The 23,731-nt window shown below is 63.5% G+C and carries 29 protein-coding genes; 23 read left to right on the plus strand and 6 right to left on the minus strand.

What is annotated here, in order from left to right; genetic code table 11:
• Nucleotides 1-7: 7 nt before the first annotated feature.
• The 4 genes from NKH38_RS26500 to lpdA are packed head-to-tail and all read left to right on the plus strand — an operon-like array spanning nucleotide 8 to nucleotide 3,430.
• Nucleotides 8-745 carry a DUF4241 domain-containing protein gene (locus tag NKH38_RS26500; protein ID WP_031195599.1) on the plus strand — a complete coding sequence of 246 codons (738 nt, stop codon included), beginning with the start codon at nucleotides 8-10 and terminating at the stop codon, nucleotides 743-745.
• Nucleotides 742-1,248 carry a hypothetical protein gene (locus NKH38_RS26505; protein WP_023710222.1) on the plus strand — a complete coding sequence of 169 codons (507 nt, stop codon included), beginning with the start codon at nucleotides 742-744 and terminating at the stop codon, nucleotides 1,246-1,248. The genes NKH38_RS26500 and NKH38_RS26505 overlap by 4 nt, the downstream gene beginning before the upstream one ends.
• On the plus strand, nucleotides 1,245-2,000 hold the full coding sequence (locus NKH38_RS26510) for an SDR family oxidoreductase (RefSeq protein ID WP_023670532.1): 756 nt from the start codon (nucleotides 1,245-1,247) through the stop codon (nucleotides 1,998-2,000). Before NKH38_RS26505 ends, NKH38_RS26510 begins: the two co-directional genes overlap by 4 nt.
• A 23-nt stretch (nucleotides 2,001-2,023) precedes the next feature.
• Nucleotides 2,024-3,430, plus strand: a complete 1,407-nt coding sequence (gene lpdA / locus NKH38_RS26515; RefSeq protein WP_023730249.1) for a dihydrolipoyl dehydrogenase — start codon at nucleotides 2,024-2,026, stop codon at nucleotides 3,428-3,430.
• A gap of 843 nt (nucleotides 3,431-4,273) precedes the next feature.
• Here lpdA and NKH38_RS26520 read toward each other — a convergent pair.
• A complete protein-coding gene (locus tag NKH38_RS26520) occupies nucleotides 4,274-5,338 on the minus strand; it encodes a TraB/GumN family protein (protein ID WP_352764176.1) in 1,065 nt (354 codons plus the stop codon).
• Nucleotides 5,339-5,412: 74 nt separating this feature from the next.
• Nucleotides 5,413-6,351, minus strand: a complete 939-nt coding sequence (locus NKH38_RS26525) for a tyrosine recombinase XerC (RefSeq protein ID WP_023706731.1) — start codon at nucleotides 6,349-6,351, stop codon at nucleotides 5,413-5,415.
• Between the two features lie 96 nt (nucleotides 6,352-6,447).
• Between NKH38_RS26525 and rimM the strand changes: the two genes are divergently transcribed.
• Entirely contained in the window at nucleotides 6,448-7,047 is a 600-nt protein-coding gene (rimM, locus tag NKH38_RS26530; RefSeq protein ID WP_023730247.1) for a ribosome maturation factor RimM, read from the plus strand.
• Entirely contained in the window at nucleotides 7,044-7,742 is a 699-nt protein-coding gene (gene trmD, locus NKH38_RS26535; protein WP_023726048.1) for a tRNA (guanosine(37)-N1)-methyltransferase TrmD, read from the plus strand. The genes rimM and trmD overlap by 4 nt, the downstream gene beginning before the upstream one ends.
• Here the strand turns inward: trmD and NKH38_RS26540 are convergent.
• Nucleotides 7,724-8,476, minus strand: a complete 753-nt coding sequence (locus NKH38_RS26540; RefSeq protein ID WP_023683874.1) for a sulfite exporter TauE/SafE family protein — start codon at nucleotides 8,474-8,476, stop codon at nucleotides 7,724-7,726. The two genes, trmD and NKH38_RS26540, sit on opposite strands and share 19 nt — an antisense overlap.
• A gap of 326 nt (nucleotides 8,477-8,802) precedes the next feature.
• Between NKH38_RS26540 and rplS the strand changes: the two genes are divergently transcribed.
• The 8 genes from rplS (at nucleotide 8,803) to leuC (ending at nucleotide 14,907) form a co-directional block, all read left to right on the plus strand.
• Nucleotides 8,803-9,360 carry a 50S ribosomal protein L19 gene (rplS, locus tag NKH38_RS26545; protein WP_352764181.1) on the plus strand — a complete coding sequence of 186 codons (558 nt, stop codon included), beginning with the start codon at nucleotides 8,803-8,805 and terminating at the stop codon, nucleotides 9,358-9,360.
• Between the two features lie 155 nt (nucleotides 9,361-9,515).
• Entirely contained in the window at nucleotides 9,516-9,944 is a 429-nt protein-coding gene (locus NKH38_RS26550; protein ID WP_352764184.1) for an organic hydroperoxide resistance protein, read from the plus strand.
• Nucleotides 9,941-10,438, plus strand: coding sequence for a MarR family winged helix-turn-helix transcriptional regulator (locus tag NKH38_RS26555; RefSeq protein WP_023683877.1), 498 nt, complete (start codon nucleotides 9,941-9,943; stop codon nucleotides 10,436-10,438). The genes NKH38_RS26550 and NKH38_RS26555 overlap by 4 nt, the downstream gene beginning before the upstream one ends.
• Nucleotides 10,439-10,675: 237 nt before the next feature.
• Nucleotides 10,676-11,476, plus strand: coding sequence for a transporter substrate-binding domain-containing protein (locus NKH38_RS26560; protein ID WP_023687705.1), 801 nt, complete (start codon nucleotides 10,676-10,678; stop codon nucleotides 11,474-11,476).
• Between the two features lie 242 nt (nucleotides 11,477-11,718).
• The gene (locus NKH38_RS26565; RefSeq protein WP_023737993.1) at nucleotides 11,719-12,525 is read left to right on the plus strand and encodes an amino acid ABC transporter permease; all 807 of its coding nucleotides are present in this window, start codon (nucleotides 11,719-11,721) and stop codon (nucleotides 12,523-12,525) included.
• A gap of 58 nt (nucleotides 12,526-12,583) precedes the next feature.
• A complete protein-coding gene (locus NKH38_RS26570; RefSeq protein WP_352764190.1) occupies nucleotides 12,584-13,219 on the plus strand; it encodes a class I SAM-dependent DNA methyltransferase in 636 nt (211 codons plus the stop codon).
• Nucleotides 13,216-13,425 (plus strand): hypothetical protein, encoded by a 210-nt coding sequence (locus NKH38_RS26575; protein ID WP_352764273.1) that lies wholly within the window; start codon nucleotides 13,216-13,218, stop codon nucleotides 13,423-13,425. The genes NKH38_RS26570 and NKH38_RS26575 overlap by 4 nt, the downstream gene beginning before the upstream one ends.
• 72 nt (nucleotides 13,426-13,497) lie before the next feature.
• Entirely contained in the window at nucleotides 13,498-14,907 is a 1,410-nt protein-coding gene (leuC, locus tag NKH38_RS26580; protein WP_023670518.1) for a 3-isopropylmalate dehydratase large subunit, read from the plus strand.
• Nucleotides 14,908-15,013: 106 nt separating this feature from the next.
• Here leuC and NKH38_RS26585 read toward each other — a convergent pair whose 3' ends face one another.
• Nucleotides 15,014-15,325 carry a hypothetical protein gene (locus NKH38_RS26585; RefSeq protein WP_023670517.1) on the minus strand — a complete coding sequence of 104 codons (312 nt, stop codon included), beginning with the start codon at nucleotides 15,323-15,325 and terminating at the stop codon, nucleotides 15,014-15,016.
• Between the two features lie 163 nt (nucleotides 15,326-15,488).
• On the opposite strand from NKH38_RS26585, the gene NKH38_RS26590 reads away from it, so the two are divergent.
• Entirely contained in the window at nucleotides 15,489-16,685 is a 1,197-nt protein-coding gene (locus NKH38_RS26590; protein WP_352764193.1) for a GGDEF domain-containing protein, read from the plus strand.
• A 37-nt stretch (nucleotides 16,686-16,722) separates the two neighbouring features.
• On the opposite strand, the gene NKH38_RS26595 is transcribed toward NKH38_RS26590, so the two are convergent.
• Nucleotides 16,723-17,094 carry a hypothetical protein gene (locus tag NKH38_RS26595; RefSeq protein WP_023726052.1) on the minus strand — a complete coding sequence of 124 codons (372 nt, stop codon included), beginning with the start codon at nucleotides 17,092-17,094 and terminating at the stop codon, nucleotides 16,723-16,725.
• Between the two features lie 252 nt (nucleotides 17,095-17,346).
• Between NKH38_RS26595 and NKH38_RS26600 the strand changes: the two genes are divergently transcribed.
• From NKH38_RS26600 to NKH38_RS26625, 6 genes are all read left to right on the plus strand, one after another.
• Nucleotides 17,347-17,817 (plus strand): hypothetical protein, encoded by a 471-nt coding sequence (locus tag NKH38_RS26600; protein WP_023709350.1) that lies wholly within the window; start codon nucleotides 17,347-17,349, stop codon nucleotides 17,815-17,817.
• Between the two features lie 239 nt (nucleotides 17,818-18,056).
• A complete protein-coding gene (sdhC, locus tag NKH38_RS26605) occupies nucleotides 18,057-18,476 on the plus strand; it encodes a succinate dehydrogenase, cytochrome b556 subunit (protein WP_023683884.1) in 420 nt (139 codons plus the stop codon).
• Entirely contained in the window at nucleotides 18,476-18,874 is a 399-nt protein-coding gene (sdhD, locus tag NKH38_RS26610) for a succinate dehydrogenase, hydrophobic membrane anchor protein (RefSeq protein ID WP_023683885.1), read from the plus strand. Before sdhC ends, sdhD begins: the two co-directional genes overlap by 1 nt.
• Nucleotide 18,875: 1 nt before the next feature.
• Nucleotides 18,876-20,705 carry a succinate dehydrogenase flavoprotein subunit gene (gene sdhA, locus NKH38_RS26615; protein ID WP_023683886.1) on the plus strand — a complete coding sequence of 610 codons (1,830 nt, stop codon included), beginning with the start codon at nucleotides 18,876-18,878 and terminating at the stop codon, nucleotides 20,703-20,705.
• Between the two features lie 40 nt (nucleotides 20,706-20,745).
• Nucleotides 20,746-21,525: a succinate dehydrogenase iron-sulfur subunit gene (locus tag NKH38_RS26620; RefSeq protein ID WP_023670510.1), complete on the plus strand. Its 780-nt coding sequence runs from the start codon at nucleotides 20,746-20,748 to the stop codon at nucleotides 21,523-21,525.
• A gap of 152 nt (nucleotides 21,526-21,677) precedes the next feature.
• Nucleotides 21,678-22,307: a YceH family protein gene (locus NKH38_RS26625; RefSeq protein WP_352764209.1), complete on the plus strand. Its 630-nt coding sequence runs from the start codon at nucleotides 21,678-21,680 to the stop codon at nucleotides 22,305-22,307.
• A gap of 209 nt (nucleotides 22,308-22,516) precedes the next feature.
• On the opposite strand, the gene NKH38_RS26630 is transcribed toward NKH38_RS26625, so the two are convergent.
• Nucleotides 22,517-22,942, minus strand: coding sequence for an OsmC family protein (locus tag NKH38_RS26630; protein WP_023807689.1), 426 nt, complete (start codon nucleotides 22,940-22,942; stop codon nucleotides 22,517-22,519).
• Nucleotides 22,943-23,161: 219 nt separating this feature from the next.
• Between NKH38_RS26630 and NKH38_RS26635 the strand changes: the two genes are divergently transcribed.
• Both NKH38_RS26635 and NKH38_RS26640 read left to right on the plus strand, forming a co-directional pair.
• Complete coding sequence (locus tag NKH38_RS26635) at nucleotides 23,162-23,377, plus strand: hypothetical protein (protein WP_023698372.1); 216 nt, start codon at nucleotides 23,162-23,164, stop codon at nucleotides 23,375-23,377.
• The gene (locus tag NKH38_RS26640) at nucleotides 23,374-23,730 is read left to right on the plus strand and encodes a YciI family protein (RefSeq protein ID WP_023698373.1); all 357 of its coding nucleotides are present in this window, start codon (nucleotides 23,374-23,376) and stop codon (nucleotides 23,728-23,730) included. Before NKH38_RS26635 ends, NKH38_RS26640 begins: the two co-directional genes overlap by 4 nt.
• Nucleotide 23,731 lies beyond the last annotated feature (1 nt).

Raw genomic sequence — 23,731 nt, forward strand, 5'->3', positions numbered from 1 at the left:
ATCCGTCATGAGCGGCTGGCTGGCGCGGTTTGGGTTCAAGCTGGGTCGAGTAGCGGGTAGCGTATTGAGGCGTTCCCGGCCGGCGGCTTCCGCCGCCATCTCTCCGCCGGCGACATCGACTGAATGGGATTCGGCGCCAGCGAGCAGCAATCTCGGTGTCTTCGCTCTCAGCGAAGCCGAAATGGCGGAGCGGAAGATCATCGTCACCGCGATCGGTGAGCTTGAGCTACCGACCGGCGAAATCATCGCTTGCGATCCACTGATTACCGGGCTGGAACGGCCTGTGTTTAGCCGTAAGGTCAGGCCGGGATGCTATCCAGTCACGTTGCTTGAGGCGCAAGGCCGTGTTGCTGCAGCGGTATTGCGGTTTGGCACTGGCTTGCCGGTGCGGTGGGAGTTGGCTGCCTTCGTCCGCGACGTCGGCACATCGTCCTGGAAGTCTGGATTTATTGTCGATGATAATGTTGCTTCGTTCATGGACAAGTCGGTTCTGACGCTGATGTCCGACCAGGAGGAACTCGACAGCTATCTTGCTGACGTTGCATGCTCGTTCGACAAGTTCCGCATGGATAATCCGGTTGATGGAAATCCGCTTAATATAGCCATGTTCGACACTGGCTTCGGTGATGGGAACTATTATTCCTTCTGGGGACTGGATGCGGCCGGCGAGCCGCTGGTCTTGATGACCGATTTCGAGGTGCTCGAAAACGCCGACGGCCGCGAGAGCAGCCAGAGCAATTCATGACAAACATCGCTTCGCCAATGATCGGATTTATGGCCGGGCTGGCTGTTCTCGCAGCGGGTTACGAGGCGCATGCCGCCTGCCCGCTGGCGCTTGCTGTCTATGGCGATGCCGAAAGCGAGGCCGGCATTGATTTCCGGCCGACGACGGATGCGGTCACCGTCACCAACTCGTTCAAGATGGTGCTCGACAAGGGCATCGTTCTCGACGGCATTGTGATGTGGACCTCCGGTGTTTCGCGACCGCATGGCTCGCTGATGTACAAATGCCCGACCGGCGACGTCACCGGTGACGAGCTTGCCGCCTGCACGGTCTGGCAGGGCGTGGTCTACAGCGCCGACGACAAGGGCAACATTGCGCTGCTGGCGGCCGAAGGCACGGACGCGCCGCAGAGCCTGATCTTCCCCGATCTTGGTCCATCGTTGCAGATGTCGTCTGCCTTTGGCTCCAATGGTTTTTCGAAACTGCCGTGGGATGTGTTTTTGCTGAAAGGTTGCCAGGAATGAGCGCGGCGAAGAAAGTTCTTCTGGTCACCGGCGGCAGCCGCGGCATTGGTGCGGCCACTTGCCGGCTTGCGGCGAAGGCCGGCTACCGCGTCGCGGTCAACTATGCCGCAAACGAGGCCGCGGCCCAGGCGCTGGTCGCCGAGATCGAGGCCGGTGGCGGTGAAGCGATAGCGGTCAAGGGCGATGTCGGCGTCGAGGCTGACATCGTCGCCGTGTTCGAAGCCGTCGATAGCGCCTATGGCCGGCTCGACGCCCTGGTCAACAATGCCGGAATCGTCGACGTCAAGGCGCGTGTCGACGAGATGAGCCTGGCGCGGCTGGAGCGCATGATGCGCATCAATGTCATCGGCTCGTTTCTGTGCGCCCGCGAAGCGGTGCGGCGCATGTCGAGCAAGCATGGCGGCCAGGGCGGCGCCATCGTCAACATCTCGTCGGCTGCGTCGCTACACGGCTCGCCAGGCGAATATGTCGACTATGCCGCGTCCAAGGCGGCGATCGACACCTTCACGCTCGGACTGGCGCGCGAAGTCGCGACCGAAGGCGTGCGGGTCAATGCGATACGGCCAGGCATCATCGACACCGAGATCCACGCTTCGGGCGGCCAGCCGGACCGGGTCGAGCGGTTCCGCGACATGCTGCCGATGAAACGAGCCGGCACGGCGGATGAAGTCGCGCATGCCGTTCTCTATCTTTTGTCGGATGAAGCGTCCTACACGACGGGCGCAATCCTGAATGTAAGCGGCGGCCGCTGAGCCCCAAGCTAAGGGAAACGAACATGGCTTATGATGTCGTTATCATCGGGTCGGGACCGGGCGGCTATGTCTGTGCCATCAAGGCGGCACAACTCGGGCTCAAGGTCGCGGTGGTCGAGAAGAACGCCACTTTCGGCGGCACCTGCCTGAACATCGGCTGCATCCCATCCAAGGCGCTGCTTTATGCCTCGGAGATGTTCGCCGAGGCCGGCCATTCCTTCGATGCGCTGGGTGTCGAGATACCGGCGCCGAAACTCAATCTGAAGAAGATGATGGCGCACAAGGACGCGACCGTTTCGGCCAACGTCAATGGCGTCGCCTTCCTGTTCAAGAAGAACAAGATCGACTCGTTTCGCGGCACCGGGAAGGTGGTCGCGGCCGGCAAGGTGTCGGTGACGGCTGAGGACGGCAAGGTCGAGGAGATCGAGACGAAAAATATCGTTATTGCCACGGGCTCCGATGTCGCCGGCATTCCCGGCGTCAAGGTCGACATCGACGAGAAGGTGATCGTATCGTCGACCGGCGCGCTGTCGCTGGAGAAAGTGCCGGGACATCTGGTGGTGGTCGGCGGTGGGGTCATCGGTCTGGAGCTCGGCTCGGTCTGGGCACGGCTCGGCGCCAAGGTCACCGTGGTCGAATTCCTCGACACCATCCTGGGCGGCATGGACGGCGAGGTCTCCAAGCAGTTCCAGCGCCTGCTTTCCAAGCAGGGTTTCGAGTTCAAGCTCGGCACCAAGGTGACAGGGGTGACCAAGGCCAAAAAGGGCGCCGCCGTTACCTTCGAGCCGGTCAAGGGTGGTGCGGCCGAGACCATCGAGGCCGACGCGGTGCTGATCTCGACCGGACGCCGGGCCTATTCCGACAGCCTCGGGTTGAAAGAAGCCGGCGTCGAGGTCGACGAGCGCGGCCGGGTCAAGACCGACGGGCATCTCAGGACCAACGTGGCCGGCATCTACGCCATTGGCGACGTCATCGCCGGGCCGATGCTGGCGCACAAGGCCGAGGATGAAGGCGTGGCGGTGGCCGAGACCATTGCCGGCCAGGCCGGCCATGTGAATTACGACGTCATTCCGAGCGTCGTCTACACCAGCCCGGAAATCGCTTCGGTCGGCAAGACAGAGGAAGAGCTGAGGAAGGCCGGCATCGACTACAAGATGGGCAAATTCCCGTTCACCGCCAACGGCCGCGCGCGCGCCATGCTGCACACGGACGGCTTCGTGAAGATCCTCGCCGACAAAGCCAGCGACCGCGTGCTCGGCGTCCACATTGTCGGCTTCGGCGCCGGCGAGATGATCCATGAGGCGGCGGTGCTGATGGAGTTCGGCGGCTCCTCGGAAGACCTCGCCCGCACCTGCCACGCGCATCCGACAATGTCGGAAGCGGTCAAGGAAGCGGCGCTGGCGACGTTCTTCAAGCCGATCCATATTTAAGGAAACGCTGGAGGGGACAGCACCCCCCTGTGGCCTGCCGGCCATCTCCCCCTCAAGGGGGGAGATTGGACTTCACCGCCGCGTCGCGAGCTTTCAAGTTTCTCACGTTTCTAACCCGGCGCTGTTCGTGAGACAGCCGATCTCCCCCTTGAGGAGAGATGTCCGGCAGCACAGAGGGGCGGTGAAGAATCGCGACGCTCGCCGATAGGTGCCCCAAACAAAACGGCCCGCTTTTCAGCGGGCCGTTCTTGGGTTGGAAGCAAGATGCCAAATCAGTTGGCCAGATTACGGGCTCGGCGCCGGAGCAGGCGTCGGGGCTGGCGCAGGAGCCGGTGCGGGCGCAGGGGCTGGTGCGGGAGCCGGTTCGGCGGGCTTCATCGGCTCAGCCGGTGCAGGTGCGGGCGCCGGTGTGCTGGCTGCCGGCGGCTCTGCGGGCGCAGGATGTTCGCCGCTTCTGCCGAAAACATAGTACGCGACAATCGCAAGGATGACGACGACCAGCGCAATCAGCCAGCCGCTGCCACCACCCGACCTGGGCGCTGGATCGTTAGGGTTCGCCATAAAAGTGTCCTCCGTGGATGAAAAGCATCAATCAACACCCCTCAACGCGCAACCGTTGAACGGGTTCATACTAGGCCTTCAAATTGACGAACGCAGGAAAATTCTGATTCGCAACCGCTTGTTGGCCTGTGTTTCCCCCCGCAAAATCAATCACGAACGAGGTAGAACGAGCTTAGCTGGCCTTTTCCGCCAAAAATAGGGCCAACCGCCTCCGCTTTGCGAATCAGTTGCGCACCGCACAGAGCCGGGCTTACGTGATTCGGTATTCAAGACGGGCGCTGCTCAGTCGACGGCGGTGACGGTATAGCCGGCCTTGCGAAAATCCTCGACCAGGCCTTCGGGGCCGGGAAGATGCATGGAGCCGACGGCCATGAAGGCATTGCCCTTGGCCAGGATCGGTGCGGCATGGTCGGCCATGACCTTGTTGCGGCCGGTGATCATCGTCCGGTCGAATTCGGCGTAACCTGCGTCGTCGTCTTCGTCGGGCGAGATCGAACGCAACAGCGGCCAGAAGGTGCCGGTGTCGCCGCGCTGGTAAAGCACGATCATGGTTTCGTTGATGTCGTTTATCTTGTCGCCGAGCTTCAGGGTCTCGACCAGCCCTTTGATGTGGAACGCAATCGGCAGCGAGGCTATGGCGCGCAGCTGGCTGGCAGCGGTCTCCAACCCTTCCACCGGCTTCCCCAAGGCCTTGGCGTCCTGCGCCAGCTTGACGTCCAGAACCGGTGCGCCGCCTGCCTGACGGGCGACCTCACAGACCGGCAGCGCGACCATGGCCGACAGCAGCCACGGCTTCATCTTGGAGACGCTCGCCGGCGGAATGCCGCGCGCATCGAGCCCTTTGTTCACCACTGCCGCATCCTCCGGCGACAACAGCGACGACAACGTCGTGTTGTCGGTGAACATCATCAGCTCGGGTTCCTTGAGCATGGCCTCCATCATCTTCTGCTTGTCGAGCACGTCGGTGGTCTCGATGATGATGGTGCCGGCGGCGTCATAGGCTTTCCTGGCTGCCGGCGGCAGAGTGGTCACGCGCGGGTCGGTCATGTGCATGGTGCCGAACAGGAAGGATGGCTTTTCGCCGGATTTCTCCAGCTTCCACAACAGGCCCTTGCCGTTCAGCGTCGTTGCTGCTTCCGTCTCGATCCTGGCATAGGCGGCGGGGTCTTCCTTCTGCAGGGCCGACAGCAGATCGGCGCCGGCGCAGGCCGGGGCTTCGGCGTGCGCCCTGCCCATGGCAAGCAGCAGTGCGACGAGAAAAGACAGGCAAAACACGGCGTTGAGCGCGACGAGCAGCTTCAGCGACACAAGGGCCGCGCGATCGGCAATGGCAAGGGCGCGTTTCATGGTGCGGTTCTAGGACTGAAAAGCGGCGAAACGGTTAACCGGCGTGGGGAAATTGTCCTGGACTTATACAGTGGTCACGCGCGGGGATGCGCGGATTCGTAAATCTCGAGCAGCCTTGCGGTGTCGACGCCGGTATAGACCTGCGTCGTCGACAGGCTGGCGTGGCCGAGCAGTTCCTGGATGGTGCGCAGGTCGCCGCCGCGCCCGAGCAGATGGGTGGCGAAGGAATGGCGCAACGCGTGCGGCGTCGCGGTGTCGGGCAGGTTCAGCGCCGAGCGCAGCCTGGCCATGTCGCGCTGGACGATGGCCGGGTTGAGCGGCCCGCCGCGGGCGCCGCGAAACAGCAGGCCCTTGGGGTCGAGATGATAGGGGCAAAGTTTTCGGTATTCGGCGATGGCCCGCAGCGCCACCGGCAGCACTGGCACCAGCCGTGTCTTGCCACCCTTGCCGGTGACGCGCAGCACGGTGTCGGCTTCCGATGCCAGGTCGGCGGCGCTGAGGCCCAGCGCTTCGGAAATGCGCAGGCCCGATCCATAAAGCAGCGTCAGCACGGCGGCGTTGCGGGCGGCGATCCAAGGCTCTTCAGCCAGCTGGCCTTCCACCGACACGACATGTTTGGCATCGCTGGCGGTCAGCGGCTTGGGCAGCGATTTCGGCTGGCGCGGCGCGCGCAACGCCGCGGCACCGGCGGCATTGGCGAGACCCCGCCGTTCGAGGAAGCGCAGCAGCGAGCGGATGCCGGCGAGGCCGCGTCCGAGCGTGCGGGCGCCGGCGCCGGCGTTGCGCCGCGCGGCAAGAAAGCCGCGCAGATCGGCCGGGCGGAGAGTGGCGATGTCGGAAAGACCAGGCGAGCCGCCGCAATGACCTGTGAGGAAATGCAGGAACTGGCGCGTGTCGCGCTCATAGGCTTCGACGGTCGCCGGCGACAGCCGGCGCTCGCGCGCCAGCATCTTCAGCCAGCTTTCGCGCGCTGCCTGGAGGTCGGGTTTTGCCGGGATGAGAAATTCCTGCATGCCGCCATTGTCAGGCAGCCGGGTTAGGAAGCGGTGAAGAACCTGTCATTGAAATGACGCCGGTAGGGCGTTAGAGCAGGGCAAAGGATATAAGCCATGTCGAAGCCCCAGAACCCCGTGCAAATGGCCGTGATCGGCGCCGCCCACGGCATCAAGGGCGAATTGCGGGTGAAGACTTTCACTGGCGAGCCGATGGCGCTGGCCGATTATGGGCCGCTCTATGCCAAGGACGGCCGCGTTTTCCAGATCACCGACATAAGGCCCGCCAACACCGTCGTGGTGGTGCGCTTCAAGGGCATTGCCGATCGCAATGCCGCCGAGGCGCTGGCCGGAACCGAGCTGTTCGTCGACCGCTCGATGCTGCCCGACGATGGCGAGGAGGACGAATTCTACCACGCCGATCTCGTCGGACTTGAAGTCCGCGACGATAAGGGCGCGGTCATCGGCAAGGTGGTGGCGGTGCATAATTTCGGCGGCGGCGACATTCTCGACGTTACCCTCGGCGGGCGCAAAGGCGTGCTGATCCCGTTCACCCAGGCCGCCGTGCCTCAGGTTTCGATCGCCGAAGGTTTTCTCCGCGTCGACCCGGCAGCCGCCGGCCTTGTCGAGGATGAGGATGGCGACGCGCCGCGCGAAGAAGATTTCGACGCGAAGGGCCGACCGCGCGGGCCGCGCGAAGCCGGAGGCAACCGGTGACGTTCAAGGCGTCGGTGCTGACGCTCTATCCCGAGATGTTTCCGGGCGGGCTAGGCCTGTCGCTGGCCGGACGGGCGCTCGAAGTCGGGACATGGTCGCTGGAAGCTATCCAGATCCGCGACTTCGCCAGCGATCGCCATCACACCGTCGACGACACGCCGGCCGGCGGTGGCGCCGGCATGGTGATGCGCGCCGATGTGCTGGCCAAGGCGATCGACCACACGTCGCCGGCGGGCGATCCGCGGCCGCGTTTGCTGATGAGCCCGCGTGGAAAGCCGCTGACGCAGGCGCACGTGCGCGAACTGGCTGGCGGGCCAGGCGCCGTCATCGTTTGCGGCCGGTTCGAGGGCGTCGACCAGCGGCTGATCGAGGCGCGTGGACTGGAAGAGGTCTCCATCGGCGATTTCATCCTGTCGGGCGGCGAGCCGGCGGCGCTCGTACTGCTCGACGCCGTTGTGCGGCTGTTGCCCGGCGTCATGGGCAATGCGGTGTCGGGCGAGGAAGAAAGTTTCGAGAACGGCCTGCTCGAACACCCGCATTACACGCGGCCACAGGAGTTCGAAGGCCGCCCCATCCCCGACGTGCTGGTCTCCGGTAATCACAAGAAGATCGCCGCGTGGCGGCGCGCCGAGTCCGAGAAGCTGACCAGGGAGCGCCGGCCGGATTTGCTCGCCGCTCAGCCCTTGGCAAAATAGTAGACGGCGAGAAACAGGCCGACGGCGATGACGAAGCCGCGTACTGCGTTTTGCGGCACGCGCTTGGCGATCCAGACGCCGGCATAGCCGCCGAGCGCGCCGCCGGGGATCATGACGATTGCCTGAGGCCAGGCAACAACGCCGCCGGAAACGAAGACCAGTATGGCAACGGCGGCGATGACCACGGCCAGCATGTTCTTCAGCGCGTTCAGCCGGTGATAGTCGCCGGATTGCGTCAGGCCGAGCGTCGCCAGCATCATGACGCCCATGCCGGCGCCGAAGAAGCCGCCATAGATGGCGGTAGCGAACTGCGCCAGCGAACCGGCCAGAGAGCCGACCGTGGCTTCATGCCCAGGCTTCGGCGTTGGTTTCAGCCACGGCCCGGCGGCGAACAAGGCGGTTGCGGCCAGCAGCAGCCACGGCACGAGGGCGCGGAACGACGGATTTGAGAGCGCCAGCAGGATGAGCGCACCAGCCAGCGCGCCCAAAGCCGAGATCAGGCAAAGCAGCAGCGCGCCGCGCCAGAAATGCTTGATGTCGGTCCAGTAAGCCAGCGTCGAGGTGATGTAACCGGGAAACTGCGTTACCGAGGACGTGGCGTTGGCGACGATCGGCGGCAGGCCGGCCAGCGTCATGGCGCCGAAGGTTATGAAGGTGCCGCCGCCGGCAACCGCGTTGACGGCGCCTGACAGAAAACCCGCGAGGAAGAGCAGGACTGCGTCGAAAACAGACATTGTGAGGCCGCCGGACAAGTGTGCTGCTCCCGGATTAGGAAGCTTGAAGGGCCGGCGCAACCCTGCACTGGACGATTGCGTGGTGGCATGCGACCAAAAAAGACAGGGCCAAGGCGTGACAAGTCAGTGAAATAGCTGTATGTGCCCGCCCGTACTGGCGAGAAAAATCTCCCGGACCCGTCAACAATGACGGTGTAGTCGCCCCTGCCCAATGTTTCGAAGACAAGATGTCTCGGGGACAAAGGGCATAGCCGAGCGGTCAATGGAACTGCAAGGCGAGTGTCGGACGCTCTGACTGTCGGAAGAACAAGAAGTGGACTATTGAGATGGATATCATCCGTCAGCTCGAGGCCGAACAGGCCGCCAAGATCGAAGCCAAGCGCAAGCTTCCCGAGTTTCAGCCCGGCGACACCGTGCGCGTCCAGGTTCGCGTGACCGAAGGCACCCGCACCCGCGTCCAGGCCTATGAGGGCGTCGTCATCGCCCGCGCCGGCGCCGGCTTCCAGGAAAATTTCACCGTCCGCAAGATCTCCTACGGCGAAGGCGTCGAGCGCGTTTTCCCGGTCTACTCGCCGATGGTCGAAGGCGTCGAGATCGTGCGCCGCGGCAAGGTGCGCCGCGCCAAGCTCTATTATTTGCGCGACCGTCGCGGCAAGTCGGCCCGTATTTCGGAAAACACCGGCGTGCGCGCCCGCAAGCTCAACGATGAGGAACGCGACGCGCTGAACGCCGAGAAGGCCCGCATCGAAGCCGAGAAGGTTGCCGCTGCCCAGGCGCTGGCCGCCGAGACGGCCGCCAAGGAAGCTGCCGAGAAGAAGGCCGTCGACGAAGCCGCCAAGGCCGCCGACGAGGCTGCAAAGGCGGCGGAAGCGACCCCGGCCTAATAAACCTGGTCCAAGGATTTTGAAAAGGCGGCTTCGGCCGCCTTTTTTCGTTTCACCAGACTGTGAACGATTGCCGGCGAGAGTTTGGCCATGGCTGTTGACTCGAATTATCTTGTACACTAAATGATAGTGTACAAATAAAATGGAGAACTGACATGGCACTCTACACCACACAGGCTCGCGTCACCGGCGGCCGCGCCGGCCACGACGAGACCAGCGACGGCCTGCTGAAGGTCGACCTCGCTTTGCCGAAGGAGCTCGGCGGACAGGGTGGCGCCACCAATCCCGAGCAGCTGTTCGCGGTCGGCTATGCCGCCTGCTTCGAAAGCGCCATCCGCTTCGTCGCGCGCAAGCAGAAGCTGCCGCTGGACGATGCGGCGGTGAGCGCCACCGTCAGCCTGCTTCCCAATGGTGAAGGCTTCAAACTTGGTGTCGCACTGGCCGCCGAGACCAAAGGCCTTGATCAGGCGGCGGCGGAAGCGCTTGTATCGGCCGCGCATCAGATTTGCCCCTATTCCAATGCGATCAAAGGCAATGTCGAGGTGGCGCTTTCGACCGTGGCGCTTCCGGCAAAGGCAGCATGACGACGAAGACCGAAACCAGGGCCAGCGAAGTCCCGGCGGACACCGCCGGGAGGATCGCCGTTCCGCGCCTCGACCAGCAGCTCTGCTTCGCGCTCTATTCGGCGAGCGGGCTGATGACCAAGCTCTATCGGCCGCTTCTTGACCCGCTCGGCCTGACCTATCCGCAATATTTGGCGATGCTGGCGCTGTGGCAGCATGCGCCGAGCACGGTCGGCGAACTCGGCGAGGCGCTGGGGCTGGATTCGGCGACATTGACGCCTCTGCTCAAGCGGATGGAAGCGGCTGGTCTCGTCACCCGCCGTCGCGATCCGGCCGACGAGCGCCGCGTGCTGGTCGAACCGACTGCCAAGGGCCAGGCGCTGCGCGCCCGCATCAAGGACGTATCCGCAGGCCTTGCCTGCGCCATGCCGCTGGAAGTCGAGGAGCTGAAGTCGCTGCACCGGACCTTGACCGGATTTGTCGCCAAGCTGCGTGAGGCTACGTCACCATCCTGATCCGTCATCTGACGGGTTCCCGTGTCCAGGAGGGGCCTGGTTTGCCGGCGGCGCAATCACGGAATAAATTCCGACCCCGGGGCGTTCTAAAACCGCGTTGGTTGAAGGCATTGGAATCCGCTTTCACCGGACGCTGAGCACCGGACCGGCTTGCAAGCCGTCTGCGGACGGCTAAAGTCGCGCCTGGATTTTCATGCGAGCCCGGCTGCAAGCGGGCTTCTCATCCTGGAGCGTGTCATGACCAAATCGAAGCTGCTGCTGGCCGCCCTCGCGGCCTGTTTCCTCGCGCCCGTCGCTGCATGGGCGGCCGATGCGCTGCCCGATCTCGGCGGCAAGAAGGTCGTGGTGGTGACGGAAAACGCCTATCCGCCGCTGCAGTTCATCGACGCCAAGACCGGCAAGCAGATCGGCTGGGAGTATGACGCGATGGACGAAATCGCCAAGCGGCTGAACTTCAAGGTGGAGTACCAGAACACCTCCTGGGACGCGATGATCCAGGCGGTTTCCGACAACCAGTACAACATTGGCATGACCGGCATCACCATCAAGGACGACCGAAAGGAGAAGGTCGATTTCTCCGACCCCTATATGCGTTCGGAGCAGTTCATGCTGGTGCGCGCCGATGAAAGCCGCTTCACCGACGCCAAGACCTTCGCCGCCTTCAAGGACGGGTTGATCGGCGCGCAGGCCGGAACGACGCCGTTCTACACCGCCGTCTACAGCGTGCTCGACGGCAATGAGCAGAACCCGCGCATCAAGCAGTTCGAGACCTTCGGCGCTTCGGTGCAGGCACTGAAATCCGGCGACGTCGATGTCGTCCTGACCGACGGCACCGCCGGCAAAGGCTATGTCGATGCCTCCGGCGGCAAGCTCAAGCTGATCGGCGGCCCGCTCGGCACCGAGGATTTTGGCTTCATCTTCCCGAAGGGCTCGGACCTGGTGAAGCCGGTCAACGCGGCGATCGCGGCGCTGAAGGCCGACGGCACGATCGAGGCGCTGAACAAGAAGTGGTTTCTCGACTACAAGATGGGGCAGTAGGCCGTCTTGGCGCGACGGCCGCTGACCCCCCTTGCGGGGGAGATGCCCGGCAGGGCAGAGGGGGGTGTGAAGGATCGCCTCCCTTTTGTTTTGAGCTTTTCCAAAGAGGCCAAAGGTTGTGACTGTAACCGTTTGACAGGTTGGAGGGACAGCACCCCCCTCTGTCCTGCCGGACATCTCCCCCGCAAGGGGGGAGATCGGCAGATCTTGCGAGCGCAGCTGTTCACCAGCGTTGGGCATTGATGCTCGCCTCAACCCCAAAATCCGATTTCCCCTGGTGGCTTGCCGCTGCGATCGCGCTCGCCATCGTGGCTGCGCTCTGCATTGCCGCCAGCGATCTCTACGCCCAGGTTTTTGCCACCGTCGCCAAAGGCATCGGCATCACCATTCTTGTCACCGTGGTCGCCTTCGCGCTGGCTTCCGCCATCGGGCTCGGCATTGCGCTGATGGGGCTGTCGGGGTCGCGTTGGCTCAGGCAGATCGCTCGTTTCTATGTCGAGATCATCCGTGGCGTGCCGATCCTGGTGCTGTTGTTCTGGATCGCCTTCGCCGGCGCGCCGGCCTTCGTGACTGCGTGGAATGCGCTGACCGCGCCGCTGCAAAACGCCGGCTATCTCGGCGAGCTTTTGGTGCGCGACGTGTCGCTGTTGTGGCGTGCAATCATGGCGCTGACCATCGGTTATTCCGCCTTCATCTCCGAGGTCTTCCGCGCCGGCATCCAGTCGGTCGAGAAAGGCCAGATCGAGGCTGCCAAGGCGCTCGGGCTGACGCGCACGCAGCGCTTCCGGCTGATCGTGTTCCCACAGGCGATCCGCACCATCCTGCCGCCGCTCGGCAATGACTTCGTCGCCATGGTCAAGGATTCCTCGCTGGTCTCGGTGCTCGGCGTCGCCGACATCACGCAGATGGGCAAGATCTACGCCGCCGGCTCGTTCCGCTTCTTCGAGACCTATTCGATCGTCGCCTATATCTATCTCATCCTCACCGTCAGCCTGTCGCTGGCGCTGCGGGGGCTGGAGCAGCGACTTCGGCGGGCGCAGCAGGAATAGAAGTCCGACGCGGGCACGGCTACGATCGCGGAGGACAGGATTCCGGAGGATGCAGGCGATGACGATCGACAAGGCCAATGCGGCGCTGGGTACCGTCTATTCGACCGACACGCCGGAAGGGCTGGCCAAGGCCTATGCAGACTGGGCCGCGACCTATGACGGCGAAACCGCTTCACTAGGCTATCTGCTGCCGTTCCTGATCACCGCCTGGGTGGCGCGCCATGTGAAGGTGGGTGAAGGCCCGCTGCTCGACGCCGGCTGCGGCACCGGCCTGTCGGGCCCGTCATTGAAGGCGCTGGGTTATCACGACATTGCCGGGCTCGACCTCTCCGACGACATGCTGAAGATCGCCGGCAGCCGCAATGCCTATGGCGATCTGAAGCAGGCAATGCTCGGCGGGCCGCTGCCCTGGCCAGACGGGCATTTCCGCGCCTTCTTCTCGACTGGCGTGTTCACCATCAGCCATGCGCCGGCGTCCGGCCTGCACGAGCTTGTCCGCATCACCAGAAAAGGCGGCCACGCGATCTTCACCGTGCGCGACCAGGTGTTTGACAGCGGCGGCTTCCAGGCCGTGTTCGACGGGCTGGAGCGGGCCGGGAAATGGCGGCCGGCCGAGCAAAGCCCATGGTTCCGCTGCTATGCGATCGCCGAGCCGGATGCGTTGGTAAAGACTTTTGTGTTCGAGGTGCTTTGAGCGCCGCCCTCTTCGCCTTCTCTCACAAGGGGAGAAGCGAAAACACGCCGCAATTGCCGAAAAGCCAAAACATTGGTATGAGCCACGCCATGGAAGAGTTTTTTGGCGATCCGGCCTATAAGGGTTTCGTGCTGCAGGACAGAAAACGCCTGCCGTCGCGTTTCTCTTCGCGCATTTCCGGCGCGCTCACCAGCCAACTTAGCTAAGCCGCTTTCGCCGGGCCGAAGGCTTCGGCGCGTCTGCCCTTCCCCTTTTTGCAAATCGACGGATTTACGCACATGAGCGCACCGCGCACCCTCTACGACAAGATTTTCGACGACCATGTCGTCGATCGCCAGGATGATGGCACCTGTCTGCTCTACATCGACCGCCATCTCGTCCATGAAGTGACCAGCCCGCAGGCCTTCGAAGGTCTGCGCATGACCGGCAGAAAAGTCCGGCATCCGGAAAAGACGCTGGCCGTGGTCGATCATAATGTCTCGACCTCGCCGGAGCGCAAATTCGGCATCAAGAACGAGGAAAGCCGCATCCAGGTTGAGGCGTTGGCCAAGAACGCTAGGGATTTCGGTGTCGAATATTATTCCGAGAACGATATCCGCCAGGGCATCGTCCACATCATCGGGCCGGAGCAGGGCTTCACGCTGCCTGGCATGACGATCGTCTGCGGCGACAGCCACACCTCGACGCATGGCGCCTTCGGCGCACTGGCGCATGGCATCGGCACCTCCGAGGTCGAGCATGTGCTGGCGACGCAGACGCTGATCCAGCGCAAGGCCAAGAACATGCTGGTGCGTGTCGATGGCCAGTTACCGGAAGGCGTCACCGCCAAGGACATTATCCTCGCCATCATCGGCGAGATCGGCACCGCCGGCGGCACCGGCTATGTCATCGAATATGCCGGTGAGGCGATCCGCGCGCTGTCGATGGAAGGCCGCATGACGATCTGCAACATGTCGATCGAGGGCGGCGCGCGCGCCGGCCTGATCGCGGCCGACGAAACCACCTTCGCCTATGTCAAGGGCAAGCCGCGCGCGCCGAAGGGCGCGTCGTGGGACGCCGCGCTCGAATACTGGAAGACGCTGCAGTCCGACGAGGGCGCGCATTTCGACAAGGTGATCGTGCTCGACGCGGCCAAGCTGCCGCCGATCGTCTCCTGGGGTTCCTCGCCCGAGGACGTCGTTTCGGTGCAGGGCGTCGTTCCCAATCCGGAAGAGATCACGGACGAGAACAAGCGGACGTCAAAGATCCGCGCGCTCGACTATATGGGGCTGACGCCGGGCACGAAGATCACCGACATCACGCTCGACCGCGTCTTCATCGGCTCCTGCACCAATGGCCGCATCGAGGATCTGCGTGCGGTGGCCAAGGTGGTCGAAGGCAAGACGGTGAGTGCGCATGTCGATGCGATGATCGTGCCGGGCTCCGGTCTGGTCAAGGAACAGGCGGAGGCCGAGGGTCTCGACAAGATCTTCATTGCCGCCGGTTTCGACTGGCGCGAGCCGGGCTGCTCGATGTGCCTGGCCATGAACGACGACCGGCTGAAGCCGCATGAGCGCTGCGCCTCGACCTCGAACCGCAATTTCGAAGGCCGGCAGGGCTTCAAGGGCCGCACCCATCTGGTGTCGCCGGCGATGGCGGCGGCGGCGGCGATCGCCGGCCATTTCGTCGACATCCGCGACTGGAAATAGCGCAGACTGTTTCAAGCCTGATCTGAGCTTATGCAAACCCCGAACGGCAAAACCGTTCGGGGTTTTGTTTAATGCGCGCCGCTCTAAGACCCTTGGGGTATATTCCCTAGCCGGCACGCCGGATGATTTCATGAAATTCCTCCCGGCTGCCGGGTTCGTCGGCCGCGACCACCAGCGCCAGTTCGCGCTCGTCGAAGATCTTGAACCACTCGTCCCATTCGACCAGCTCGTAGCCGCCTGCGTTGACCGGGCGTTCAGGTTGATCCTGGTCCTGATAGGCGTGCTGGCCGAAGACGAGCCTCAGCAACGGCTGCGTTCCGGTTTCGGGCGATACATCGACGATCGCCGGAAATCCGGCGCGCCCTGCGGCCCATGAGCGAATTGCTTCGTGGTCGGTCAGCGTGATCGTGTCGGCCATGAATAACTTCTCCTTGATTGCTGTCACGAAACGCCTGCCTCAGGTCCCGGTTCCGTGCAGCAGCTTCATCAGTGGCGACTTGCATATTCGTCCCGGCTTAACCGCTTGTTGGGGCTTGCGCTCTAAGGTCTTCCCTGACGTCAAGCGGGGAAGTCACCGTCCTTTGGACACCGGCCTGTTCATAGCGCTGCTCAATCCGACGATCGCGCTGGCGCTCGGCGCGGCGTTCCTCGTGCTATGGTTCTATCAGCGCCACCGGCCCTATCTGGCTGTGCTCGGCACGAGCTATTGCGTGTCCGCGCCCGGCTTCCTGCTGCAGTATTTCACGCTGCCCGGCGGCATGGTGCTGACCAAGCTGGTCTCCAACCTCTGCTTCACGCTCGCCGCCTGTTGCCTCGTCGGTGCGATCATCTCACGCTACGGCAGGCGCGTGCCCTATATCGCGATCGGCATTCTGGCGGGTGGCGGGATGGTGGCATTCTGCTGGTTCCTGTTCGTCCAGCCGGACTTGACTTGGCGCATCCTGTCGATCAATTTCGGCTTTGGCGGCCTCAGCCTGCTGGTCGCCGCCGAGCTGCGCGCCGTGCGCAAGAACGGCCCGACGGAAAAAATCCTGTTCGTACTGTCGCTGCTGTCCGGGCTGAACTTTATCGGCCGCACGCTGCTCGTCGTCATCTCGCACGGGCCGTTCACCAGCTATGACGGGTTTTATGGCTCGTCCTACTGGACGACGGCGCTTTTGTCGCACGCGCTGCTGTCGTTGCTGATCGCGCTCTGCCTGTTCTCGGCAGCTGCGCTCGACGTGATGAAGGCGCTGAAGACCGAGACGCACACCGATCCGCTGTCTGGCCTGCTCAACCGCAGGGGTTTCGAGGAGCGCGCCTTGCTGGTGCTGCAACACTGCGCCGCCGCCAAGGTGCCGGTCGCGCTGGTGCTGGCCGATCTCGATCACTTCAAGGCGCTCAACGACAAATACGGACATGCCGCGGGCGACCAGGTGATCGCCGACTTCGCCGCCAAGCTTCGCGCGGCCGCCGGCACGCGTGCGGTTGCCGGCCGCATCGGCGGCGAGGAGTTCGCTGTGCTTCTGTCGCTGAGCGATCTTGCCACGGCGCGGCTGTTTGCCGAAGCCGTGCGCACGCACTATTCGGCCGGCAGTGTCGACGGGTTGCCGCCGGGCACCAGGGTGACCGCGAGCTTCGGCGTCGCGGCGCGCACCGGCGACGAAGGGCTGGAGCCGCTGAGGCGGCGCGCCGACGAAGCGCTCTACAAGGCCAAGAAGAACGGCCGCGACAGCGTGCCGCTTTCCTATGAGCGGGCCGAAACGGTGTTCATCCCGGATACAGGCAGCGTCGGTTAGCGTCTCGCTTAAACGGCCTCTCGGCCGTGCCGGATCATCAGCGGCAAGGGCTGAGGTTGGGCATTTCGCCGTCGGAGAGGCCGTACATATAGGAGCGGCCCTTCACGAACACCGGCGGCTGGTAGCAGCCACGCCTGGAGATGTGATCCGCCTCGTCTTCATAAAGGACTTCCGGTCCCGCTTCCGGCTGCCCGGCGCTGGTGTAGTCGGACAATTTCTTGGCCAGCCTGCCTTGGCCGACAATGATGCGCTTGTAGCCGGCGGCGCTGTCGATGACGAGATTGCCCAGGGAATCGGCATAGACGCGGTCATGATGGCGCGACCAGGCCATTGCCGGGGCGGCGAAGCCGAGACTGGCTGTCGCCAGCACAAGCGCCGCAAGGCGCGCTCTTCCTGAATTCGAAAGCATGGTGTCCTCTCTGCTGTGGACCCGATCGAATCGGAAATTAACCTTTTCTTAACCTTTGTTAAGAGGGCAGGCGCATCCGGCGGCGACCTCTCGCCAAACATGGTTAATATCCGACGGGATGGAAACCCGGGCGTCATCATTCGGCCATGCTTGCCCGCACCATCGGCCGCGACGCACACAACTACGCTGACGTCGGGTGAGCTTGATCTTGGTGGAACATCGCGGCTAGTTAGCCGCGCAGGAGGACAGCATATGGCGTTACGCCGCACGTTTCGGGTGACGCTGTTGTCGATCCCCTTGCTGACTGCCGCAGCCTGCGTGCCGCAGAACGGCGCGCCGACGGCGGTGAATACCGTACCACCCACTGTCGCGCCCGTGCCGGCTCAGCAGTCCGCCGCACCTGTGGCGCCCCCGGCTTCCGCAACGGCTCCGACAGCGCCTGCCGCACCTTCAGCCAAGATCGTCACCGACCTTACCGCGCCGCGGTCTGCTGTCGGCACGGCAACTTACAGATGCGGCAATGGCGGCATGATCACCATCCAGAACCTCGGCACGGCGTTGCGCGTTGTCAGGCCCGATGGCACGACCGAGGAGTTTGCCGCATCACCCGCCAACCAGTCCAGCCGCTACCAGGAAGCCGCGTCGCATGACGCAATCGTGATCGACGCGCGCGAGGCGCTGGTGATGAAGAGGGGCTCGACACCACAGACCTGCAAACGATAGCCTGCGTCGATTGCAAAGGAAATGCCGCACTGCAGCGAACGGTGCGCCGGCTTTCGACGGTGGCCAAATCGATTGAAGCGAAACAGCAGCCTTTTGTCAGACTAAATGACGTTTTCAAAACGATTTTCCGGCTTTGACGCGGTGCAAAAAGAGCATTAGAAACCGGCTGTCTGAAGTCATATATCGAGGCGGTAAGTGCCGCTTTCCACCGCGGCTCCGGACATCGAACTGGGGCAGCCATGAGCAAATCACCAGCCACCCGAACCGCCAGACGTGAACGGCCGCTCTCGCCGCACCTGACGATTTACCGCCCACCGATCACCATGACGATGTCGATCATTCACCGCATCACTGGCGGGGCGCTGTATTTCGGCACGCTGCTGGTCGCCGCGTGGCTGATGGCGGCGGCGAGTTCGCAAGGCGCTTTCGATTGGATCAACTGGGCCTTCGGCACCTGGCTCGGCCGGCTCATCCTGTTCGGCTACACCTGGGCGCTGATGCACCACATGCTGGGCGGCGTGCGCCATCTCGTCTGGGACACCGGCGCCGGGCTGGAGAAACACACGGCATCGAAGATCGCCTGGGCGACGCTCGCCGGTTCCATCCTGCTCACGCTGCTGATCTGGGTCGCCGGCTACATGGCGCGGGGAACCTTGTGATGAGCGGCACGAACAACAACGATATGCGCACGCCGCTGGCCAAGGTCCGCGGTCTGGGCTCGGCCCGCGAAGGCACCGGGCATTTCTGGCGACAGCGGCTGACGGCCATTGCCAACATCCCGCTGATACTGTTCTTCGTCGGGTTCCTGATCGCGCTCAATGGCGCCGGCTTCGCCGAGGTGCGGGCGGCGCTCGCCAGTCCGTTCGTGGCGCTGGTGTTGGCGCTGGTGCTCGTTTCCGGTCTCACCCATATGCGTGTCGGCATGCAGGTCATTATCGAGGATTACGTGCATGCCGAAGGCATGAAGCTGGCGCTGATCGCACTCAGCACGTTTTTCACCATAGCGGTCGGCGTCGCCTCGATCTTCGCCCTGCTCAAACTGGCATTCGGAGGCTGATTTGGCCAAGGACGCGAAATCGGCCACCGGCTATACCTTTGTCGACCACAAGTTCGACGTGGTGGTCGTCGGCGCCGGCGGCGCCGGCCTGCGCGCCACGCTCGGCATGGCCGAGCAGGGCCTGCGCACGGCCTGCATCACCAAAGTGTTCCCGACCCGCTCGCACACGGTGGCGGCACAAGGCGGCATTGCCGCGTCGCTGTCCAACATGGGTCCGGACTCCTGGCAGTGGCACATGTACGACACCGTCAAGGGTTCGGACTGGCTGGGCGACGTCGACGCCATGGAATATCTGGTGCGCGAGGCACCGGCGGCGGTCTACGAGCTCGAGCATTACGGCGTGCCGTTCTCGCGCACCGAAGAGGGCAAGATCTACCAGCGGCCGTTCGGCGGGCACATGATGAATTATGGCGACGGCCCGCCGGTGCAGCGCACCTGTGCTGCCGCCGACCGCACCGGTCACGCCATCCTGCACACGCTCTACGGCCAGTCGCTGAAGAACAATGCACAGTTCTTCATCGAGTATTTTGCGCTCGACCTGATCATGGAACCGGACGGCACCTGCACCGGCGTGGTCGCCTGGAACCTCGACGACGGCACCATCCATCGCTTCTCCGCCAAGATGGTGGTGCTGGCGACCGGCGGATATGGCCGCGCCTATTTCTCGGCGACGTCGGCGCACACCTGTACAGGCGACGGCGGCGGCATGGCGGCACGGGCGGGCTTCCCGCTGCAGGACATGGAGTTCGTGCAGTTCCATCCGACAGGCATATACGGCGCCGGCTGCCTGATCACCGAAGGCGCGCGCGGCGAGGGCGGCTATCTCGTCAATTCCGAGGGCGAGCGCTTCATGGAACGCTACGCGCCGTCGGCCAAGGACCTGGCCTCGCGCGACGTCGTCTCGCGCTGCATGACGCTGGAGATCCGCGAAGGCCGCGGGGTCGGCAAGAACAAGGACCATATTTTCCTGCATCTCGACCATCTCGATCCGGCCGTGCTGCATGAGCGGCTGCCGGGCATTTCGGAATCGGCCAGGATTTTCGCCGGCGTCGACCTGACCAAGGAGCCGATCCCCGTGCTGCCGACGGTGCACTACAATATGGGCGGCGTGCCGACCAATTACTGGGGCGAGGTGCTGAACCCGACTGTCGAGAATCCTGACCGGGTGTCACCCGGGCTGATGGCGGTCGGCGAGGCCGGCTGTGCCTCCGTGCACGGCGCCAACCGGCTGGGCTCGAACTCGCTGATCGATCTGGTGGTGTTCGGCCGCGCCGCCGCAATCCGCGCCGGCCAGGTCATCGACCGTAATTCGGCGATCCCTTCGCCCAACGAAGCCTCGGTCGAAAACATCATGGACCGCTTCGACCGGCTGCGCCACGCCAATGGCTCGACGCCAACCGCTGTTCTGCGTGAGAAAATGCAGAAGGCGATGCAGGAAGACGCCGCCGTGTTCCGCACACAGGAGTCGCTCGAAAACGGCTGCAAGCGCATTTCGCAGATATGGACCGGGCTCAAGGACCTGAAAGTCTCCGACCGCTCGATGATCTGGAATTCCGACCTGGTCGAGACGCTGGAGCTGGAAAATCTGATGGCCAACGCCATCACCACGGTCTACGGCGCCGAGGCGCGCAAGGAGAGCCGCGGCGCGCATGCGCGCGAAGATTTCTCGGCCCGCGACGACACTATCTGGCGCAAGCATACGCTGGCCCGGCTAAGCGAGAACGGCCAGGTGAGCCTCAGCTATCGTCCCGTGCACACCGAGCCGCTGGTGGCGGAAAAGGACGGCGGCATCAGTCTTGCCAAGATCGCGCCGAAGGCCAGGGTATACTAACCATGGTGCCGAAGCCCGTCATCCGAAAGGATCTGAGGTAATGGTCGAACTCACGCTTCCCAAGAACTCCAAGGTGCAGCCGGGCAAGACCTGGCCGAAGCCGGAGGGCGCCACCAACCTGCGGGAATACCGCATCTACCGCTGGTCGCCCGACGATGACGAGAACCCGCGCATCGACACCTATTTCGTCGACATGGACGATTGCGGGCCGATGGTGCTCGACGCGCTGCTCTGGATCAAGAACAAGATCGATCCGACGCTTGCCTTGCGCCGCTCATGCCGCGAAGGCATTTGCGGCTCCTGCGCCATGAACATCGATGGCTCCAACACGCTGGCCTGCACCAAGGGCTGCGACGACATTTCCGGCGCCGTCAAGGTCTACCCGCTGCCGCATATGCAGGTGGTCAAGGATCTGGTGCCCGACCTCACCAATTTCTACGCCCAGCACGCCTCGATCCAGCCATGGCTGAAGACAGTGTCGCCAGAGCCGGCCAAGGAATGGCTGCAGAGCCATGAGGATCGCGAAAAGCTCGACGGGCTCTACGAGTGCATCCTGTGCGCCTGCTGCTCGACCTCGTGCCCGAGCTATTGGTGGAACGGCGACCGCTATCTCGGCCCGGCGACGTTGCTGCAGGCCTATCGCTGGCTGATCGACAGCCGCGACGAAGCCACGGGCGAACGGCTCGACGATCTCGAAGACCCGTTCCGGCTCTACCGCTGCCACACCATCATGAACTGCGCCCAGACCTGCCCGAAGGGGCTCAACCCGGCCAAGGCGATTGCCGAGATCAAGAAGATGATGGTGGAGCGGCGGGTTTAGTTGAGGCGAGTTCGCTCGCGGCAATCTCGAACGCGGCGATCCTTCGCGCGCCCCTCTGTCCTGCCGGACATCTCCCCCACGGGTGGGGAGATATCCGGTAGGACAGAGAGGTGGGCGCTGTCTCGCCGGCGCTAGAAAGGATACTCAACCCAATGAGCGAAGAGCTTCCAATCCTTAATCCGATCGAAGTCCGTGTGCTCGGCTGCCTGATCGAGAAGAAGGAGCTGACGCCGGATGTCTATCCGCTGACGCTGAATGCAGCACTTGCAGCCGCCAACCAGAAGACGGCGCGCGAGCCTGTGATGGCGCTCGAGCCGACAGAGGTGCATCGGACGCTGAAGCTGCTCGAGCAGAAGGGGCTGGTGCGTCAGATGTTCGGCTCGCGCGTCGAGCGCTATGAGCATCAGATGGCGCAGCGCTTCTCGCTGACGAGGCCGCAGACTGCGGTGATCGGCCTGCTTTTGCTGCGCGGGCCGCAGACGGCGCATGAGTTGCTGGCGCGAGCTGAGCGCATGGCGCGGTTTTCGTCGATCGAAGACCTGCGCGCTGAACTCGACATGCTGATCGGCCGCCGACCGCCGCTGATCCAGGAAATACCGTGCGGGCCAGGCCAGCGCGAGGACCGCTACGTGCATCTGCTCGCAGGACCGGTGGACGTCGCGGCGTTATCGGTGCAGCGGAGCGCGCCGGCCTTGCCTGCTTCCGACCTGGAAGCGAGATTGGAGGCTCTGGAGCAGGAAGTCGCAGCCCTTCGCGCCCGGCTTGATGCGCTGGGCGCCTAATAGTTATCCGAGACGTTGGTGGGACAGCACCCCCCTCTGGCCTGCCGGCCATCTCCCCCTCAAGTGGGGAGATCAGATGTCACGCCGGCCTTCGCCAATCACGAACGTCGAAAGAAAGTGCCAGCTACCGAGCTTCCAATCTCCCCGGGAGATGCCCGGCAGGGCAGAGGGGGGCGCGAAGAATCGCTACCCCGGGCAAAATCGGCGGATCACCCCAGCTTCGCGTCGAGCGACACTGCGATGGCCCCCAGTGCCTTCGAAACCGGGCACTCCGCCTTGGCCTTCTCGGCCAGTTCCTTGAACTTCGCCGCATCGATGCCCGGCACCTTGCCGATCAGGGTGATGGCGCTGCCGGTGATGCCGGTGCCGGGCACCAGCGTCACCACCGCCTTGGCGTCGAGCTCGGTGGCGGGCGTGCCGTTCTCGGCCAGGAAATGCGACAGCTGCATGGCGTAGCAGCCGGCGTGTGCCGCCGCGATCAACTCTTCGGGATTGGTGCCGGATTTGCCGCTCTCGTCCTCGAAGCGAGCCTTGAACGAATAGGGCGTGCCCTTCAAGGTGCCGCTCTGGCTGTCGAGCGTGCCCGTGCCCTCCTTCAGATTGCCTTTCCAGACGGCGTTTGCGGTACGGTCCATAGAATTCTCCTTGATTACAGCGACAGCGCCGGCCACGCGGCGTTCCCTCCAACTATAGCGCGGCGGCAGGGGAAGACCACCGCGCTGTTTCGGCCGGATGCGACGCCGGCGTGCCCTGCAAATTTTTCTGAAAAAATGTGCGTGCAAAAATGTCGACTTGCATCGGCGCCGGCCGTCCTGCGAGCGTCCACGGATTCTCGTGGCGGATGGAGATCCAAGATGAACAATCTGTTTTCTGCCCATTGGAACGACGCCGACAAAAGCGCGCGTCTACACGAGATCGAGTGCTCGCGACCTTCCGGCTTCGGCCGGCTGCTTGCTGCGGTCGCCGTGATCGGCATTGCGGTCTGCGTGCTCGACCACGCTGCTGCCGGCAAGGATGCCGCCGGCGCCGTGATCACCTATGGTTCGTCACAGCAAGGGAGCTGGAAATGAAATATGTCTGTCTGGTCTACGGCGAGGAAAAGGACCTCCATGCCATGACGCCTGAGCGTCTGGCCAAGCTCGACGCCGATTCGATGGCCTATGACCGGTCATTGGACCAGCAAGGCAAGCTGATCATCGCGCAGGCGCTGCAATCGGTGAAGACGTCGAAGACGGTGCGGCGGCGCCAAGGCAAGCGGCTGATCACTGACGGTCCGTTTGCCGAAACCAAGGAGCAGTTGCTTGGTTTCGTCATGATCGAAGCCGACACTCTCGACAAGGCGCTGGAGATCGCCGGCAAAATTCCGCTGGCTGAAATCGGCACCGTCGAAGTCAGGGCGATCTACGACGTGCCGGGGTCATAGG

Origin of the sequence: Mesorhizobium sp. M1078 (genome assembly GCF_040318615.1) — a bacterium.
In the GTDB taxonomy this organism is placed as follows: Bacteria; Pseudomonadota; Alphaproteobacteria; order Rhizobiales; family Rhizobiaceae; genus Mesorhizobium.

Coding starts and splice junctions, on each gene's coding strand:
- NKH38_RS26500 (WP_031195599.1), top strand. CDS start 8: ATGAGCGGCTGGCTGGCGCGGTTTGGGTTCAAGCTGGGTCGAGTAGCG.
- NKH38_RS26505 (WP_023710222.1), top strand. CDS start 742: ATGACAAACATCGCTTCGCCAATGATCGGATTTATGGCCGGGCTGGCT.
- NKH38_RS26510 (WP_023670532.1), top strand. CDS start 1,245: ATGAGCGCGGCGAAGAAAGTTCTTCTGGTCACCGGCGGCAGCCGCGGC.
- lpdA (WP_023730249.1), top strand. CDS start 2,024: ATGGCTTATGATGTCGTTATCATCGGGTCGGGACCGGGCGGCTATGTC.
- NKH38_RS26520 (WP_352764176.1), bottom strand. CDS start 5,338: ATGAAACGCGCCCTTGCCATTGCCGATCGCGCGGCCCTTGTGTCGCTG.
- NKH38_RS26525 (WP_023706731.1), bottom strand. CDS start 6,351: ATGCAGGAATTTCTCATCCCGGCAAAACCCGACCTCCAGGCAGCGCGC.
- rimM (WP_023730247.1), top strand. CDS start 6,448: ATGTCGAAGCCCCAGAACCCCGTGCAAATGGCCGTGATCGGCGCCGCC.
- NKH38_RS26540 (WP_023683874.1), bottom strand. CDS start 8,476: ATGTCTGTTTTCGACGCAGTCCTGCTCTTCCTCGCGGGTTTTCTGTCA.
- rplS (WP_352764181.1), top strand. CDS start 8,803: ATGGATATCATCCGTCAGCTCGAGGCCGAACAGGCCGCCAAGATCGAA.
- NKH38_RS26550 (WP_352764184.1), top strand. CDS start 9,516: ATGGCACTCTACACCACACAGGCTCGCGTCACCGGCGGCCGCGCCGGC.
- NKH38_RS26555 (WP_023683877.1), top strand. CDS start 9,941: ATGACGACGAAGACCGAAACCAGGGCCAGCGAAGTCCCGGCGGACACC.
- NKH38_RS26560 (WP_023687705.1), top strand. CDS start 10,676: ATGACCAAATCGAAGCTGCTGCTGGCCGCCCTCGCGGCCTGTTTCCTC.
- NKH38_RS26565 (WP_023737993.1), top strand. CDS start 11,719: ATGCTCGCCTCAACCCCAAAATCCGATTTCCCCTGGTGGCTTGCCGCT.
- NKH38_RS26570 (WP_352764190.1), top strand. CDS start 12,584: ATGACGATCGACAAGGCCAATGCGGCGCTGGGTACCGTCTATTCGACC.
- leuC (WP_023670518.1), top strand. CDS start 13,498: ATGAGCGCACCGCGCACCCTCTACGACAAGATTTTCGACGACCATGTC.
- NKH38_RS26585 (WP_023670517.1), bottom strand. CDS start 15,325: ATGGCCGACACGATCACGCTGACCGACCACGAAGCAATTCGCTCATGG.
- NKH38_RS26595 (WP_023726052.1), bottom strand. CDS start 17,094: ATGCTTTCGAATTCAGGAAGAGCGCGCCTTGCGGCGCTTGTGCTGGCG.
- NKH38_RS26600 (WP_023709350.1), top strand. CDS start 17,347: ATGGCGTTACGCCGCACGTTTCGGGTGACGCTGTTGTCGATCCCCTTG.
- sdhC (WP_023683884.1), top strand. CDS start 18,057: ATGAGCAAATCACCAGCCACCCGAACCGCCAGACGTGAACGGCCGCTC.
- sdhD (WP_023683885.1), top strand. CDS start 18,476: ATGAGCGGCACGAACAACAACGATATGCGCACGCCGCTGGCCAAGGTC.
- NKH38_RS26620 (WP_023670510.1), top strand. CDS start 20,746: ATGGTCGAACTCACGCTTCCCAAGAACTCCAAGGTGCAGCCGGGCAAG.
- NKH38_RS26625 (WP_352764209.1), top strand. CDS start 21,678: ATGAGCGAAGAGCTTCCAATCCTTAATCCGATCGAAGTCCGTGTGCTC.
- NKH38_RS26630 (WP_023807689.1), bottom strand. CDS start 22,942: ATGGACCGTACCGCAAACGCCGTCTGGAAAGGCAATCTGAAGGAGGGC.
- NKH38_RS26635 (WP_023698372.1), top strand. CDS start 23,162: ATGAACAATCTGTTTTCTGCCCATTGGAACGACGCCGACAAAAGCGCG.
- NKH38_RS26640 (WP_023698373.1), top strand. CDS start 23,374: ATGAAATATGTCTGTCTGGTCTACGGCGAGGAAAAGGACCTCCATGCC.